The sequence below is a fragment of the Pandoraea sp. 64-18 genome (assembly GCF_001899225.1).
GTDB lineage: Bacteria > Pseudomonadota > Gammaproteobacteria > Burkholderiales > Burkholderiaceae > Pandoraea > Pandoraea cepalis.
The window spans coordinates 1-16,331 of the sequence record NZ_MKVU01000008.1; the positions used below are offsets into that span (position 1 = coordinate 1).

Consider the following 16,331-nt stretch of genomic DNA (forward strand, 5'->3'; position numbering starts at 1 on the left):
ATTAGTGAAAACCCCGTACCCTGGCAAGCCCTTTGTGAAAATAATTTGAAAACCCATGAAAAAACCCCGTCACGATACGTGACGGGGTTTCTTTAAATGATCACGGCGCCCGCAAATGCCTTGGTATGACAGACCTCAGGACTTCTTGCCGAAGTAGCGCGCGAAGATGGCGTCATATGTCCCGTCCGCCTTGATCGCCTCGATCCCCTTGTTGATCTTGCCCAGCAACTCGGCATCCCCCTTGCGTACTGCGATCCCGTAATACTCCTTGGGAAAGCTGCTATCGGAGACCGTACGCAGCTTGGCATCCGGGTTGTTGGCAACAAAGTTCACCACGACGCCGTTGTCCGCCACCACCGCGTCGACACCGCCGGCCTCCAGCTCCTTCATGGCGAGCGGCGTGCCTTCAAAGCGTTTGACCGACGGATTGTTCTTGCCCATGAGCTTCTGCACCACCTCGTCGCCCGTGGTGGCCGTCTGCACGCCCACCTTGAGGGACTTCAGATCGTCGAATTTCTGCACGGTCGAGTTCAGCGGCACGGCAATCAACTGCGACGCCTCGAAGTAAGGCGCCGAGAAATCCATCTGCTTACGACGCTCGTCGGTGATCGTGATCGCCGAAATCAGAATGTCCCTATCGCCCTGAACCAACGAATTGAAGATGCCCTCGAACGGCGTATTGACGAAACGCACGGAGATGCCCGCCTTGTCCGCGACCGCCTTCATCACATCGATGTCGAAGCCGGCAATCTGCCGGGTATCGGTTTCGAATTCGAATGGCGCGTAGGCGGCATCCGTGCCGACGACGTACACCGTCTGCGCGCCGTCCGCTCCCGCCGACCGGCCCGCCGCCGATTCCTCCTTCTTCCCGCAGGCACCCAACAGCAGCCCCGAGGCCACGACTAAGGCCAGCGCAAATGTGCGTCGGTTGATCGACATCGTTTTGTCCCTTGCTGAAAAAACCGGCAGCCTATCATAGGACGACCTCCCCGCAGGAGGTCGTCACGGTACAGCACGCCAGAATCAGCGATGTTTGAAAACCGGTTTGCGCTTCTCGACAAACGCGGCCATGCCTTCCTTCTGATCCTCAAGCGCGAACAGCGAATGGAACATCCGGCGCTCGAACTGCACGCCTTCGTCGAGCGTTGACTCGAATGCGCGGTTGACGGCTTCCTTCGCCGCCATCACGACCGGCAATGAGTATTCGCAAATGGTATTGGCCGCGCCGATCGCCTCGTCGAGCAGCGTCTCGAGCGGTACCACGCGCGATACCAGCCCAGCGCGCTCGGCCTCGGTGGCGTCCATGAAACGCGCGGTCAGGCACATGTCCATGGCCTTGGCTTTCGATACGGCGCGCGTCAGACGCTGCGTGCCGCCGGCGCCCGGGATCACGCCAAGCTTGATTTCCGGCTGGCCGAACTTGGCATTCTCGGCAGCGATGATGAAATCGCACATCATCGCCAGTTCACAGCCGCCGCCGAGCGCGAAACCCGACACGGCCGCGATGACCGGCTTGCGAATGCGGCGCACCGTTTCCCAGTTGCGCGTGATGTAGTCTCCTTTGAATACATCCGCGAAGGTGTATTTCGACATCATGCCGATGTCGGCGCCCGCAGCGAACGCCTTCTCGCTACCGGTAATCACCATGCAGCCGATGGCTTCGTCGGCATCGAACGCCGTGAGCGCGGTGCCCAGTTCGTCCATCAGCGCATCGTTCAGCGCGTTGAGCGCTTTCGGACGATTCAGCGTGATCAGGCCGACGCGGCCGCGCGTTTCCACCAGAATATTCTCGTACGTCATCCTCTTCTTCCTCCAGTCAAAGTCTCGTCTTTTGTTTCGGGGGCCGGCGCACTCAGGAGATCGATACCCTGGCAGTCACCGGAAACAGGCATCAGGCGATGGACACACCGTTGGTTCGCAACAGCGCTGCGGCGCACACGGCGAGCAGGGGTAACAAGACCCGCCAGGCGTCGACTGCAGTGGTTAGGCATGATGCCATCGATCCCCTGGCCATGCACCTGGCGTTCCGCCAAGCAGACGACCCGCGCTCCGCGCCGAGTCACCGCCACGACAGCCGGGGCACAGCCTCATCACCGTCATCGCCACCGCCTAAGCTCAACTCTCGGGACGCCACCAAAGCCGTTGGGGAAAACCCGGCATCATCGTGTGCCACGCCCGGAAGATTTGGTGCTATATTAACAAACCAACCGGTCGGTTAATTAATGTCGATGAAAGTGATCGACGACGACCCGGTGCCGTCACCTGCGTCTTGCCGCCCGTCGGCAGACAGCGAATCCGCCAGCCGCATCCCGACACGGACAGATCCACAACCATGACTCATCCCCTCTTCGCCAAACACCAAGAGACTCTCGAGCGCGCCCTTCAGGCCATCGCCACGCGTGGTTACTGGAGCCCGTTTACGGAAATGCCGAGCCCGCGTGCTTATGGCGAGACGGCCGCCGCCGACGGCGAAGCCGCTTTCAAACAGTATCTGAATGCCGCCTTCCCGTTGGAACAGCGCGGCAGCACGGGTAGCGTCGGCCAGGAGGTCTCCCCGTTCGGCTTCGCGCTCCGCACGACATATCCCGGTTTCGAGATCGACGCCCTGCTCGCCCGCGTGAGCGACGCCCACAAGGCATGGCGCGCCGCCACCCCGGACGCCTGGGTCGGCGTATCGCTGGAAATTCTCAACCGCCTGAACGCGCGCAGCTTTGAAATCGCCAATGCCGTGATGCACACGACGGGCCAAGCGTTCATGATGGCCTTCCAGGCCGGCGGCCCGCACGCGCAAGACCGCGGCCTCGAAGCCGTGGCCTACGCATGGGACGAACTGCGCCGCATCCCGGCGGGCGCCTATTGGGAAAAGCCGCAGGGCAAGAACCCGCCGCTCGCCATGGAAAAGCGCTATACGGTCGTGCCGCGCGGCGTGGCGCTGGTGCTCGGCTGCTGCACGTTCCCGACGTGGAACGGTTATCCGGGCCTGTTCGCCAGCCTGGCCACCGGCAACGCCGTGATCGTCAAGCCGCATCCGGGCGCGATCCTGCCGCTCGCCATCACGGTGAAGATCGCGCGTGAGGTCCTGCGCGACGCCGGTTTCGATCCGGATGTCGTGACGCTCGCAGCCACCAACCCGAACGACGGCGCCATCGTCCAGCAACTGGCCACGCGCGGTGAAGTGCGCGTGATCGACTTCACGGGCAGCACCGCCAACGGCGACTGGCTGGAGACCCACGCGCGTCAGGCGCAGGTCTACACCGAGAAGGCCGGCGTGAACCAGATCGTGATCGATTCGACGGACGACCTGAAGGGCATGGCCCGCAACATTGGCTTCTCGCTGGCCTTGTACTCGGGCCAGATGTGCACCGCGCCCCAGAACATCTACATTCCGCGCGACGGCATCCAGACGCCCGACGGCAAGGTGTCGTTCGAGGAAGTGGTCGCCGCCATCGCGGGCAGCGTGCAGAAGACGTGCAGCGACCCGGCCAAGGCCGTTGAGCTGCTCGGCGCGATTCAGAACGAAGGCGTGCTGGCTCGCATCGACGACGCCCGCAAGGTCGGCCGCGTCGTGCTCGACAGCCAGACGCTCCAGCACCCGGCCTTCGCCGACGCCCGTGTGCGCACGCCGCTGATCGTCGCGCTCGATGTGGCCGACGACGCCACCTACACGCGCGAATGGTTTGGCCCGATCGCCTTTGTGATCGCCGTGGACAACAGCGCCCAGGCGTTCGCCCTGGCCGGACGCACCGCCGCCGACCATGGCGCACTCACACTGTCGGCGTATACGACGTCCGCCGAGGGCGAGGCCCAGGCGCTCGACGCCGCCATCGAAGGGCGCGTGGCCCTGTCGCTCAACCTGACGGGCGGCGTGTTCGTGAACCAATCCGCAGCCTACTCGGATTACCACGGCACGGGCGGCAACCCGGCCGCCAACGCGAGCCTGGCCGACGCCGCCTTCGTCGCGAATCGCTTCCGTGTCGTGCAAAGCCGCCACCATGTGCCGGCCAAGTCCGACGCCGGCGCTGCCTGAGCCTCCGATACATCTATATATAGAGAAGGGAACGGGAAGCCTTGCGCTGCGCGCGCCGCCGGACACGCCTTGCAAGCCCCGCCCCAAGTCAAGACAGGAACGAACGATCATGACCGAAGCTTTCATCTGCGACGCGATCCGCACCCCCATCGGCCGCTACGGCGGTGCCCTGAAGGACGTACGCGCCGACAACCTCGGCGCGGTTCCCCTCAAGGCGCTCATGGCGCGCAACCCGAACGTCGACTGGACCCTGATCGACGATGTCATCTACGGTTGCGCCAATCAGGCCGGCGAAGACAACCGTAACGTGGCCCGCATGGCATCGCTGCTCGCCGAGTTGCCGATCGACGTGCCGGGCGCCACGCTCAACCGCCTGTGCGGCTCGGGCATGGACGCCATCGGCACGGCCGCACGCGCCATCAAGGCGGGCGAAGCCGGACTGATGATCGCCGGCGGCGTCGAATCGATGACCCGCGCGCCATTTGTAATGGGCAAGGCCGACAGTGCGTTTTCGCGCCAGGCCGCCATCTTCGACACGACCATCGGCTGGCGTTTCATCAACCCGCTGATGAAGGCGCAGTACGGCGTGGATTCGATGCCGGAGACGGCCGAAAACGTCGCCGACGACTTCAAGATCGGCCGCGAAGATCAGGACCGCTTCGCCGTGCGCAGCCAGGAGAAGGCGGCGCGCGCGCAGGCCGACGGCACGCTCGCGCAGGAAATCACACCGGTCTCGATCGCGCAAAAGAAGGGCGATCCGATCGTCGTCGACCGTGACGAGCATCCGCGCGCCACGAGCCTCGAAGCGCTGGCCAAGCTCAAGGGCGTGGTCCGTGCGGACGGCACCGTGACCGCGGGCAATGCCTCCGGCGTGAACGACGGCGCATGCGCGCTGTTGCTCGCGAGCGAGAGCGCCGCCAAGCTGCACGGCCTCACGCCCCGCGCGCGCGTGCTCGGCATGGCGACCGCCGGCGTGCCCCCCCGCATCATGGGCATTGGCCCGGCCCCGGCCACGCTCAAGCTGCTGCGCCAATTGAACATGACGCTGGATCAGTTCGATGTGATCGAACTGAACGAAGCCTTCGCGAGCCAGGGTCTGGCGGTGTTGCGTCAGCTCGGCGTTGCCGACGACGACGCCCGCGTGAACCCGAACGGCGGGGCGATTGCGCTGGGCCACCCGCTGGGTGCCTCGGGTGCGCGTTTGGTCACCACGGCGATGTATCAGTTGCACCGAACCGGCGGACGCTACGCGCTGTGCACGATGTGTATCGGCGTGGGCCAGGGCATCGCGATCGCCATCGAGCGCCTCTGATCGCCAGCCCTGTTCCGCTCATTCGATATCACGACACCCCGAGGAAGACACCGATGACCGCCACGGTTCAACTGACGCTGCAAGCCAACGTCGCGACGATCACGCTCAACCGCCCCGAGAAGCTCAACAGCTTCACGCGGGAGATGCACGCGGCGTTGCGCGATGCCCTCGATACCGCCCAGGCACAAGGCGCGCGCGCCATTGTGCTGACCGGTGCCGGCCGCGGCTTCTGCGCCGGGCAGGATCTGGCGGATCTGGACTTCACGCCGGGGGCCTCGACCGATCTCGGGGCGCTGATCGACGAAAACTTCAACCCGCTCGTGCGCAAGCTGCGCGCGATGCCGCTGCCGGTGATTGCCGCAGTGAACGGCATCGCGGCGGGCGCGGGCGCGAATCTGGCGCTTGCCTGCGACATTGTGCTTGCGGGGGCGTCGGTCAACTTCCTGCAGGCGTTCGTGAAGATCGGTCTGCTGCCCGACACCGGCGGCACGTGGTTCCTGCCGCAACGTGTCGGCATGGCGCGCGCGATGGGACTGGCGATGCTCGGCGACAAGCTCTCGGCCGAACAAGCCGAGCAGTGGGGCCTGATCTGGCGCTGCGTCGACGATGACGCGCTCCTGCCCGAAGCACAGAAACTCGCCGCGCAATTGGCGTTGCAACCCACGAAGGCGCTCGCCACGATCAAGGAAGCGTTGTATGCCTCGGCCACCAACACGCTCGACCAGCAACTCGATCTCGAACGCGACGGACAGCGCGCACTCGGCGCCTCGTACGACTATGCCGAAGGCGTGAACGCGTTTCTGGAGAAGCGCGCGCCGAAGTTCGAAGGCCGCTGATCGACCGACACCATAACAACACGAGAGACACGATGAGCCTGACCTCCCCCGCCCCCAAGGCAACCAGTGAGATGACACCGGAAGAACTCGCCCGCGCCACGGGCGAATCGATGTACCGCAGCGACCGCGCGAGCCAGTGGCTCGGCATGGAGTTGCAGGAAGTTCGCCCGGGCTATGCGCGCATGACGATGCGTATTCGCGACGAATTTCTCAACGGCCACGCCATCTGCCACGGCGGCTTGATGTTCACGCTGGCCGACTCGACCTTTGCCTTCGCGTGCAACAGCTACAACATCAACACGGTCGCCGCCGGGTGCAGCATCGAGTTCCTGAAGCCGGTCTCGGGGGGCGACACGCTCACGGCCGAGGCACAGGAGCAGGTGCTCTCGGGGCGTCACGGGATCTACGACATTCGCTTGACGAACTCGGCCGGCGAAGCCGTCGCGATGTTCCGCGGCAAGTCCGCGCAGATCAAGGGCAGCGTCGTCTGACACGGCCCCGCAGCACGCGCATCCAGGCACGGGTTCGCGAGTCACACACGTATCAGTGAGTATTAGTAAGTAGCCAGTCCCAAGGAGACAGTCATGACCACCGCCTTGCCGCTCGAGCCGATCGAGAAAGCGAGCCTCGACGAACTGCGCGCCCTTCAGCTCGACCGTCTGAAGACGACGTTGCGGCATGCCTATGAGAATTCGCCGGTGTATCGCCGCAAGTTCGATGAGGCCGGCGTCCACCCGGACGATCTGACCTCGCTGGCCGATCTGGCCAAGTTCCCGTTCACGACGAAGCAGGATCTGCGCGACAGCTATCCGTTCGGCATGTTCGCCGTACCGATGGAGCAGGTCTCGCGCGTGCATGCGTCGTCGGGCACCACCGGCAAGCCGACGGTCGTGGGCTACACGGCCAACGACATCAGCACGTGGGCCGATCTGGTGGCGCGCTCGATCCGTGCCGCCGGCGCGCGTCGCGGTGACAAGGTGCACGTCAGCTACGGCTACGGCCTGTTCACGGGCGGTCTCGGCGCGCACTACGGCGCCGAGCGTGCCGGGTTGACCGTGATCCCGTTCGGCGGCGGCCAGACCGAGAAGCAGGTGCAACTGATTCAGGATTTCAAGCCCGACATCATCATGGTCACGCCGAGCTACATGCTCGCGATCGCCGACGAACTCGAGCGTCAAGGCTTGGTGGCGGCGGAATCGTCGCTGCGCATCGGCATCTTCGGCGCCGAGCCGTGGACGAACGACATGCGCTCGGCCATCGAGAAGCGCATGGGCATCGACGCGGTCGACATCTACGGTCTGTCGGAAGTGATGGGCCCCGGAGTCGCCAGCGAATGTGCCGAGACCAAGGACGGCCCGACGATCTGGGAAGATCACTTCTACCCCGAGATCATCGATCCGGTGACCGGAGAAGTGCTGCCCGACGGCGAGTTCGGCGAACTGGTGTTCACCTCGCTCACGAAGGAAGCGCTGCCGATCATCCGCTACCGCACGCGCGATCTCACGCGCCTGCTGCCGGGCACGGCGCGCACGATGCGCCGCATGGAGAAGATCACCGGCCGCTCCGACGACATGATGATCATTCGCGGCGTGAACGTCTTCCCGTCGCAGATCGAGGAACTGCTGCTGCGCCAGCCGTTGCTCTCACCGCACTATCAGATCATCCTGGACAAGGAAGGCCCGATGGACACGATGGCCGTTGAAGTCGAGGCAGCCGTCGGCTGCCACGACGACACGGCGCTGCAATCGGCGGGCGGCGAACTCAAGCGCGACATCAAGACGCTCATCGGCGTGTCGTGCGCGGTGCGCGTGAAGCCGGTCGGCGGCATCGAGCGCTCGGTGGGCAAGGCACGCCGCGTTTTGGATAAGCGGGTGCGATAAGCGCCGGCCGTGGTCCGTCACGATGAAAAAAAGCCCGTGATCGATTCGCGGGCTTTTTCGTTGACGCTCGACGCTCACTGATTGGGCAGGAACACCCACATACGGCCGCTCTGGCGCATCCGCCCGGCCAGATCGCCGGCGTCGTCGCCCAGCCCCCAGAAGAAATCGGCGCGCACGCCGCCCTTGATGGCGCTGCCGGTGTCCTGCGCGAACATCAACCGGTTGATCGGGGTATTCGCCTGGGCACCGAACGGCGGGCGCGTGGTCGCGAGGAACACCGGGCTGCCAAGTGGGATCGAGGCCGGATCCACGGCGATCGATCGCTCCGCCGTGAGCGGCACGCCCAAGGCGCCCACCGGCCCCTCGATACCGCCCACGCCGTGATTCGGCATCTCGCGGAAAAAGACGAAACGCGGGTTCACATCGAGCAAGGCATCGACGCGCGACGGATTGGCACGCGCCCACGCGCGAATCCCCTGCATCGTCGCCTGCGCGGGCGTGATCTCGCCATGATCGATCAGCCAGCGTCCGATCGACTTGTATGGTTGGTCGTTGTTGCCCGCGTAGCCCACGCGCATGATCGTGCCATCGTCGAGCAATACCTGCCCCGAGCCCTGCACCTGCAGGAAGAAGGCCTCGACCGGATCGTCCACGTACACCAGCTCGTGGCCGCGCAGAATGCCGCTGCGCATGAGTTCGGCGCGCGCGGGCAGCGATCCGGCGCGACGCCCGGTGGGCCATTTGTAAAGCGGTGTCTGATACACGCCGCCACGCACGCGCGAGCCGTGCAGCAACGGCTCGTAGTAGCCCGTGATCAGGCCCGTCTGCGTGCCGTCGGCGTTCGCGATGCGAAACGGCGTAAAGTATTGTTCGAAGAACTGCCGAACCGCAGCCGGATCCAGATCGTCGATACGCTCGGACGCGCGGCACGCAGGTTGCCAGTTGGTTTGACGGCCGAGCTTCACGCAGCTCTGGGCGAGCGCGAGGCGCGCGCCGATGAGCGAGTCGTCCTGCCACCCGTCGACCTGCGACCACGACACGGGCTGCATGCGGCCCGCGCCCGAGGGCGGCGTGGCCACGGTCGACGGTGGCGTACCTGGACGAGACGTGCTCGTCGGAGGCACACTCGAACAACCGTAGAGCAATGCGGCAAACGCGGCGAACGCCAGGCCCCGGCCGGCGCGCCACCGCCCGAACTTCGTCAGGAAGAGCGTCATGGGTAATCTGTTCGATGAATATCCGGCCTTGCTGGTCTTGCCGGAGGTGTTGCTGGCGATCGCGATCGTCGCCGCGATTGTGGTGATGCGTCGCAAGCCGTCGCCCCAACGCAGGGTTCGCCCGATGCGGGCGATCCGGCCGATGCCGAGCGATACCGTCGACCCGGTGGATTCGCGCGATCGGGACGCGGCCGCCGGCGCGGCCGACGATCCGCTCAAACGCGAAGACTGGTCCGACGACCGCCGCTGACGTCCGAACGATGCGCGCATGCCCGGCTCAGTGCAACGTGCGCGGCATGGTCAGCGCGAATTCGGCGATGGGAACGTCGAAACGCGTGCCATCCTCGGCCACGCAAAAGTACTCGCCGCGCATGGTGCCGATCGGCGTGGCGACCATCGCCCAGCTCGTATATTCGAACTGCTCACCGGGCTGCAGGAACGGTTGATGCCCGATCACGCCCAGGCCGTTGACTTCCTGCACATGGTTATCGCCGTCGGTAATCACCCAATGGCGCGAGATCAGTTGTGCCGGCACTTCCCCACTGTTGCGAATCGTGATCGTGTAGGCAAAGGCGAATTGCCGGCGATCCGGTTCCGATTGCTCCGGGAGGTATTGCGGGCGCACTGTGACGGTAAATTCATACTGGCTCATCGGGTGTTCCTGTAGCGCATGCGGGCTCTCTGGTGGCGTTTTGCAACGCATTCTGCGGCAAGTCGTCGCGGGTCGCAACCGGCAAACACGCCAGTCGGCGACCGATTCGAAGGGTATCGGCGCCCGCCGGTTCGGCCCACGGCCGGCAGGCATCATGCGAAAGCTTTAAAATGTCGCTTTTGACGCCCTTCCCCCGCCCGCCATGACGCAATTCTGTATCGCCCCCAGCATCCTGTCCGCCGACTTTGCCCGGCTGGGCGAAGAAGTCCGCAACGTCGTGGCGGCAGGCGCCGACTGGATTCACTTCGACGTGATGGACAACCATTACGTTCCCAACCTGACCATCGGCCCGATGGTTTGCGAGGCGATCCGCCCGCACGTGGACGTGCCGATCGACGTGCATCTGATGGTACGCCCAGTCGATCGCATCGTGCCCGATTTCGCCAAGGCCGGCGCGAACCTGATCACGTTCCACCCGGAAGCGTCGGAACATGTCGACCGCACGCTCTCCCTGATTCGCGACCACGGTTGCAAAGCGGGTCTCGTGTTCAACCCGGGTACGCCGCTGCATTACCTCGACCACGTGATGGATCGTCTCGATATGGTGCTCATCATGTCGGTGAACCCCGGCTTCGGCGGCCAATCGTTCATTCCCGAAGCGCTCAACAAACTGCGCGCCGTGCGTGCCCGCATCGACGCCTACACGGCCGAGACCGGTCACGAGATTCGTCTGGAAATCGACGGCGGCGTGAAGGTCGAGAACATCGCCGAGATCGCGGCCGCCGGGGCGGACACGTTCGTCGCCGGCTCCGCCATCTTCGGCAAACCCGACTACAAGGCGGTCATCGACCAGATGCGCGCCCAACTGGCGAGCGTGGCATGACCGATACCCAAGACCTCCAGCTGGACGGCATTCGCGCGGTGCTGATCGACCTCGACGGCACGCTCGTCGACACGGCGGGCGACTTCGGCATGGCGCTGAACGCCATGCTGGCCGATCTGGGCGTAGCACCGGTGCCGACCGAGCGCCTGATGACGTTTGTCGGCAAGGGCACCGCCAATCTCATCCGCAAGACCCTCGCCGAGCGTTTCGCCGACGCGGAGATCGACGGCCTGTTCGAACGGGCACAGGACAAGTACGAAGCCGTCTACACGTCGATCAACGGCGCGCACACGACGCTTTATCCCGAAGTGCGCGAAGGACTGGCCGCCTTGCGCGCCGCCGGTCTGCCCGTGGCCTGCATCACCAACAAGCAGCATCGCTTCGCGGTCGCGTTGCTCGCGCATTACGACCTGACCGATCAGTTCGACCTGGTGTATGGCGGCGACTCGTGGCCCAGGCGCAAGCCGGACCCGATGCCGCTCGTCAAGGCGTGCGAAGTCTTCGGCGTGTCGCCGGCGCAAGCCGTGCTGGTCGGGGACTCGGGCAACGACGCCCAGGCGGCCCGCGCGGCCGGCTGCCGGTCGTTGACCGTGCCATATGGCTACAACCATGGCGAATCTGTACAAACGATCGACACGGATGGTATAGTCGGCTCCATTCTGGGCGCCGCCCGGGCGATTTTGCCCAAGGCTGCGCCCGCACTGGCGAGCTGAGTTCGCCATCTTCCACACTGCATTCAAGCGCATGTTCCTGAACAAGAAACGGAGTCTGAGCGTGATCGACCGGGGGGCCTGGCCCTGGCGACGCTGGTCCTGCTGAACCCTTCCAAGGGGTGGCCGGGACCGCTGAAGTTCGTCTTCGGCAACCCGTTTCTTGCATCGTTGTTGTTCCCAAGACGTCATACCTCGGCGCGCTGTCTCGCACAGTGCGCGGGTTCGCCGAGCCGCGGCAAGCGCCATCGCATTGCCGGTGCGCGCGCGTTCACGAAGCTCGACGTGGGTCAGCACCCCCACCCCGACACGACTCAGGTATTCTCAACGCCAATCCACGCCGAATTTGCGGGAACGCCCGCCGGCAAACTTGCAGGCAGAGTGCAAAATGACCGAACTCGAATTCAAATCGCTGGCCAACCAAGGCTTTAACCGCATTCCGCTGATCGCCGAGGCGCTGGCCGATCTCGACACGCCGCTCTCGCTGTATTTGAAGCTCGCGCTGGGCGACCGGCGCGGCGCGAACACCTTCCTGCTCGAATCGGTGGTCGGCGGCGAGCGCTTCGGCCGCTACTCGTTCATCGGCCTGTCGGCCCACACGCTGCTGCGCAGCTTCGGCCCGAAGACCGAAGTCGTGCGCGACGGCGTCGTCGTCGAGACGCACGACGGCGACCCGCTGGCGTTCATCACCGAGTTCCAGGCACGCTTCAAGGTGGCCCTGCGCCCGGGCATGCCGCGCTTTTGCGGCGGTCTCGCGGGCTACTTCGGCTACGACGCCGTGCGCTACATCGAGAAGAAACTGGCGCACACCACCCCGCACGACGACCTGAACCTGCCCGACATCCAGTTGTTGCTCACCGAAGAACTCGCCGTGATCGACAATCTGACCGGCAAGCTCTACCTCATCATCTATGCGGACCCGACCCAGCCCGAAGCGTTTTCGAAGGCTCGCCTGCGTCTGCGCGAGCTGCGCACTCGTTTGAAGGCGCCGGTCGACGCGCCGGTCACGTCCGGCAGCGTGCGCACCGAAACTTTCCGCGAATTCGCCAAGCCGGACTACCTCGCAGCCGTGGCCAAGGCCAAGGACGCCATCGCCGCCGGCGAGCTGATGCAGGTGCAAGTGGGCCAACGTCTCATCAAGCCGTATCGCGATGCCCCGCTCTCGCTTTACCGTGCCCTGCGCTCGCTCAATCCGTCGCCGTACATGTACTTCTATAACTTCGGCGACTTCCAGGTGGTCGGCGCATCGCCCGAGATCCTCGTGCGACAGGAGCGTCGGCAAACGCCCGACGGCGAGCAGGAAATCGTGACGATTCGCCCGCTTGCCGGCACGCGTCCGCGCGGCGCCACGCCCGAGCGCGACGCCGAACTGGCCACCGAATTGCTTGGAGATCCGAAGGAAATCGCCGAGCACGTCATGCTCATCGATCTGGCGCGCAATGATGTCGGCCGCATCGCCCAAACCGGCACCGTCGAAGTCACCGACAAGATGGTGATCGAGAAATACTCGCACGTGCAGCACATCGTGAGTTCGGTGGAAGGCCGGCTGCAACCGGGGCTGTCGAATATCGACGTACTGCGCGCGACGTTCCCGGCCGGCACGCTCACCGGCGCGCCGAAGGTTCGCGCGATGGAACTGATCGACGAACTCGAGCCCGTCAAGCGCGGCCTTTACGGCGGCGCCGTGGGATACCTCTCGTTCGGCGGCGAAATGGATGTCGCCATCGCAATCCGCACCGGTGTCGTCAAGGACGGCAATCTCTATGTGCAGGCCGCGGCCGGCATCGTGGCCGATTCGGTGCCCGAATCCGAATGGCAAGAGACGGAAAACAAGGCGCGCGCCGTGCTGCGGGCGGCCGAGCAGGTGCAGGACGGCCTCGACGCCGAATACTGATCCGTGCGGCGCAGCCTTCCAGGCGCCGCGCCGCCGCACCGATGTCACGCCTGTGCCCGTTCGAGACGCAGCGGCCTCGGTAATATCGGCCGGGTGCAATAGCGGAATAAGCAGGGCTCCGAATCGAACCTCGACTCGGAGCCCTTGTTGATTTAGCACAAGCGTTCGCCATTTTCACCCCCTCCCGCATACGCCCTGCGGCGTCGCCGCGCTATAGTGGAGTGTCCGTCGGGAGGTTGGGACTTCTATGGCGAAACCCTGCAATTCACCCAGGCGTCCGGGCGTCGCGAACACCGCCGCGACGCCCGTGATTGCCGCGCTCGTCACGACCCTGCTTGGCGGCTGTCTTTCGCTAGCGCCCCGCTACGAACGCCCGGCACCGCCGGTCGCCGACGTGTGGCCCCAAGATGCCACCACGTCGCCGGCCACGGCGGCCGCGCGGCCGGCGTCCGGGCTCGACTGGCGCGAGTATTTCGCCGATCCCCGGCTGCGCGTGCTCATCGAAACCGCCCTGGCCAACAATCGCGATCTGCGCGTCGCGCTCGCCCGGGTCGAACAAGCGCGAGCGGTGTACGGGATTCAACGCGCCGATCAACTGCCGTCGCTCGGCGTGGGCGGCAACCAGACACGTCAACGTCTGCCCGGCGATCTCAGTCTCACCGGCAACCCCTATATCAGCAGCCAATATCAGGTCGGCCTCGGCCTGTCGACGTGGGAGCTGGACTTCTGGGGGCGGATCCGCAATCTGAAGGATGCCGCGCTCGACGACTACCTGGCGTCCGACGCGGCTCGACGCGCGCTGGCGCTCAGCCTGATCTCGCAGGTCGCGCAAACGTGGCTGAGCCTGCGCGAATTCGACGAGCGCATCGCCTTGGCGCAGCAGACGGTCGACAGCCGTGCCGAGTCGCTGCGCATCTTCACGCGCCGCGAACAGGTCGGTGCGACCTCGAAGCTCGATCTCACCGAAGTCACGACCCTCTGGCAGCAGGCCCGCGCGCTCGTCGCCCAACTTCAGCTGCAGCGGGCCGCACAGGCGCACGCGCTGCAGGTGCTCGTGGGCGTGCCGATCGACACGTCAGCGCCGGCCATCGACACCACGCTCGACGATGCCCGTCTGATGCGCGAACTCGACCCCGGCCTGCCGTCATCGTTGTTGGAGGACCGGCCCGACATCATCGCGGCCGAATATCAGTTGCGCGCGGCACACGCCAACATCGGCGCGGCGCGCGCGGCCTTCTTCCCGCAGATCACGCTCACCGGCTCGGTGGGCACGGCGAGCAGCGCGCTCGATGGCCTGTTCAAGGCCGGCAGCGCCGCATGGACGTTCACGCCCAGCCTCAGTCTGCCGATCTTCCAGGGCGGACGCCTCGTCAACAATCTCGATCTCGCCGAAGCGCGGCGCGTGGAGTCGGTCGCGAATTACGAGAAGACGATCCAGGGCGCATTTCGCGATGTCGCCGACGCCCTGAGTGCGCGCCGCTGGTTGGCCGATCAGGTCACGATCCTGCAAGCCACGCAGGACGCCCAGGCCGAGCGCGCACGGCTCGCCAAGCTGCGCTACGACCACGGTGCGGCCGCGTTTCTCGAAGTGCTCGACGCCCAACGCGACCTCCTCGCCATCGAGCAACAGACCGTGCAGACACGCCGCGCGCTGCTCTCCGCACGGGTGTCGCTCTATACGGCGCTCGGGGGCGGCAGCCGGCGCATGCCCGCTGCGGATGCGCCGGGCGGACCGTTCGCTCGCACGCCGCGGCTCGCCGTGCCGCCGCCTGCCGGCCCAGCCGGCCCAGCGAGTCCGGCGTACACCGCGCCGGCCGCTCACTCAATGCCCGAGGTCAGCCCCCAATGACGCTCCCCAACGCCAAGACACTGGTTCCCGCCCTGATCGTGCTCGCCATGATCGGTCTGGGTTGGTACGGATGGACGACCTTCCGAAATGCCGGGCCGGGAGAAGGGTTTGCCAGCGGCAACGGCCGTATCGAAGCCACCGAAGTCGACATCGCCACCAAACTCGGCGGGCGCGTCGAAGCCATCTACGTTCGGGAAGGCGATTTCGTGAAAGCGGGTCAGGTGCTTGCCAAGATGCAGATCGACACGCTCAACGCGCAGCGCGACGAGGCCAGTGCCCAGTATCGACAGGCTGTGACCAACGTGGCGGCGATTCAGGCACAGGCCGCCGCGCGCGTGTCGGACAAGGCGACGGCCGAGGCGAACGTGGCGGCACGCGAGGCCGAACTCGACGCCGCCGCGCGGCGTCTGTCGCGCTCGGAGACCCTGTCGAAAGAAGGGGCGTCGTCGGTGCAGGAGTTGGACGACGATCGTGCGCGCGTTCGCAGCACGCGCGCCGCCGTCACCGCGGCGCGCGCGCAGGTCGCCGCCGCGCAATCGGCGGTGGAGGCGGCCAACGCCCAGGTGACTGGCGCGAGATCGACAGTCGAAGCCGCGCAGGCCACCATCCACCGTATCGAAGCCGACATTGCCGACAGCGAACTCAAGGCGCCGCGCGACGGCCGCGTGCAATTTCGCGTAGCGCAACCCGGCGAAGTGCTGGCGGCGGGCGGCAAGGTGCTCAACCTCGTCGACCTGTCGGATGTATACATGACGTTCTTCCTGCCGGAAACGGTGGCTGGCCGTCTCGCCATGGGCGCCGACGTTCGCATCGTGCTCGACGCAGCGCCCCAGTACGTCATTCCCGCGACCCTCTCCTTCGTCTCGAGCACGGCGCAGTTCACGCCGAAGACCGTCGAGACCGAGAGCGAGCGCCAGAAGCTGATGTTCCGCGTGCGCGCGCAGATTGCGCCCGAATTGCTGCAACAGCATCTGACGCTCGTGAAGACGGGCCTGCCCGGCGTCGCTTGGGTGAAGACCGACCGTCAGGTGCCGTGGCCGCCCCAATTGCAAACGAAGCTGCCGCAGTGAG

15 protein-coding genes are annotated in these 16,331 nt (G+C 65.4%); 11 read left to right on the forward strand and 4 right to left on the reverse strand.

What is annotated here, in order from left to right; all coding sequences use genetic code 11:
* Positions 1-135: 135 nt before the first annotated feature.
* Both BGP02_RS07080 and BGP02_RS07085 read right to left on the reverse strand, forming a co-directional pair.
* On the reverse strand, positions 136-939 hold the full coding sequence (locus BGP02_RS07080; protein WP_017233196.1) for a basic amino acid ABC transporter substrate-binding protein: 804 nt from the start codon (positions 937-939) through the stop codon (positions 136-138).
* Between the two features lie 84 nt (positions 940-1,023).
* On the reverse strand, positions 1,024-1,800 hold the full coding sequence (locus tag BGP02_RS07085) for an enoyl-CoA hydratase (protein WP_017233195.1): 777 nt from the start codon (positions 1,798-1,800) through the stop codon (positions 1,024-1,026).
* Positions 1,801-2,332: 532 nt separating this feature from the next.
* Between BGP02_RS07085 and paaN the strand changes: the two genes are divergently transcribed.
* The 5 genes from paaN to paaK all read left to right on the forward strand — a co-directional run bounded on the left by paaN (position 2,333) and on the right by paaK (position 8,055).
* Positions 2,333-4,027 carry a phenylacetic acid degradation protein PaaN gene (paaN, locus tag BGP02_RS07090; protein WP_286798270.1) on the forward strand — a complete coding sequence of 565 codons (1,695 nt, stop codon included), beginning with the start codon at positions 2,333-2,335 and terminating at the stop codon, positions 4,025-4,027.
* A 109-nt stretch (positions 4,028-4,136) separates the two neighbouring features.
* Positions 4,137-5,339: a 3-oxoadipyl-CoA thiolase gene (gene pcaF, locus BGP02_RS07095; RefSeq protein ID WP_017233192.1), complete on the forward strand. Its 1,203-nt coding sequence runs from the start codon at positions 4,137-4,139 to the stop codon at positions 5,337-5,339.
* Between the two features lie 53 nt (positions 5,340-5,392).
* Positions 5,393-6,175 (forward strand): 2-(1,2-epoxy-1,2-dihydrophenyl)acetyl-CoA isomerase PaaG, encoded by a 783-nt coding sequence (paaG, locus tag BGP02_RS07100; RefSeq protein WP_017233191.1) that lies wholly within the window; start codon positions 5,393-5,395, stop codon positions 6,173-6,175.
* A gap of 32 nt (positions 6,176-6,207) precedes the next feature.
* Positions 6,208-6,666 carry a hydroxyphenylacetyl-CoA thioesterase PaaI gene (paaI, locus tag BGP02_RS07105; RefSeq protein ID WP_174975133.1) on the forward strand — a complete coding sequence of 153 codons (459 nt, stop codon included), beginning with the start codon at positions 6,208-6,210 and terminating at the stop codon, positions 6,664-6,666.
* A gap of 93 nt (positions 6,667-6,759) precedes the next feature.
* A complete protein-coding gene (paaK, locus tag BGP02_RS07110) occupies positions 6,760-8,055 on the forward strand; it encodes a phenylacetate--CoA ligase PaaK (RefSeq protein WP_017233189.1) in 1,296 nt (431 codons plus the stop codon).
* 74 nt (positions 8,056-8,129) lie between these two features.
* Here paaK and mltA read toward each other — a convergent pair whose 3' ends face one another.
* The gene (gene mltA, locus BGP02_RS07115) at positions 8,130-9,272 is read right to left on the reverse strand and encodes a murein transglycosylase A (protein WP_017233188.1); all 1,143 of its coding nucleotides are present in this window, start codon (positions 9,270-9,272) and stop codon (positions 8,130-8,132) included.
* Between mltA and BGP02_RS07120 the strand changes: the two genes are divergently transcribed.
* Positions 9,271-9,522, forward strand: coding sequence for a hypothetical protein (locus BGP02_RS07120; RefSeq protein WP_017233187.1), 252 nt, complete (start codon positions 9,271-9,273; stop codon positions 9,520-9,522). The two genes, mltA and BGP02_RS07120, sit on opposite strands and share 2 nt — an antisense overlap.
* A 27-nt stretch (positions 9,523-9,549) precedes the next feature.
* Here BGP02_RS07120 and apaG read toward each other — a convergent pair whose 3' ends face one another.
* A complete protein-coding gene (gene apaG, locus BGP02_RS07125; protein WP_017233186.1) occupies positions 9,550-9,924 on the reverse strand; it encodes a Co2+/Mg2+ efflux facilitator ApaG/CorD in 375 nt (124 codons plus the stop codon).
* Between the two features lie 202 nt (positions 9,925-10,126).
* Between apaG and rpe the strand changes: the two genes are divergently transcribed.
* The 5 genes from rpe to BGP02_RS07150 all read left to right on the forward strand — a co-directional run bounded on the left by rpe (position 10,127) and on the right by BGP02_RS07150 (position 16,330).
* Entirely contained in the window at positions 10,127-10,807 is a 681-nt protein-coding gene (gene rpe / locus BGP02_RS07130; protein ID WP_017233185.1) for a ribulose-phosphate 3-epimerase, read from the forward strand.
* Positions 10,804-11,520: a phosphoglycolate phosphatase gene (locus BGP02_RS07135; protein ID WP_150563384.1), complete on the forward strand. Its 717-nt coding sequence runs from the start codon at positions 10,804-10,806 to the stop codon at positions 11,518-11,520. The genes rpe and BGP02_RS07135 overlap by 4 nt, the downstream gene beginning before the upstream one ends.
* Before the next feature lie 385 nt (positions 11,521-11,905).
* The gene (gene trpE / locus BGP02_RS07140) at positions 11,906-13,411 is read left to right on the forward strand and encodes an anthranilate synthase component I (RefSeq protein ID WP_017233182.1); all 1,506 of its coding nucleotides are present in this window, start codon (positions 11,906-11,908) and stop codon (positions 13,409-13,411) included.
* A 247-nt stretch (positions 13,412-13,658) separates the two neighbouring features.
* On the forward strand, positions 13,659-15,260 hold the full coding sequence (locus BGP02_RS07145; protein ID WP_268566956.1) for an efflux transporter outer membrane subunit: 1,602 nt from the start codon (positions 13,659-13,661) through the stop codon (positions 15,258-15,260).
* A 47-nt stretch (positions 15,261-15,307) separates the two neighbouring features.
* On the forward strand, positions 15,308-16,330 hold the full coding sequence (locus BGP02_RS07150; protein WP_261939830.1) for an HlyD family secretion protein: 1,023 nt from the start codon (positions 15,308-15,310) through the stop codon (positions 16,328-16,330).
* The last annotated feature ends 1 nt before the right edge of the window (position 16,331 follow it).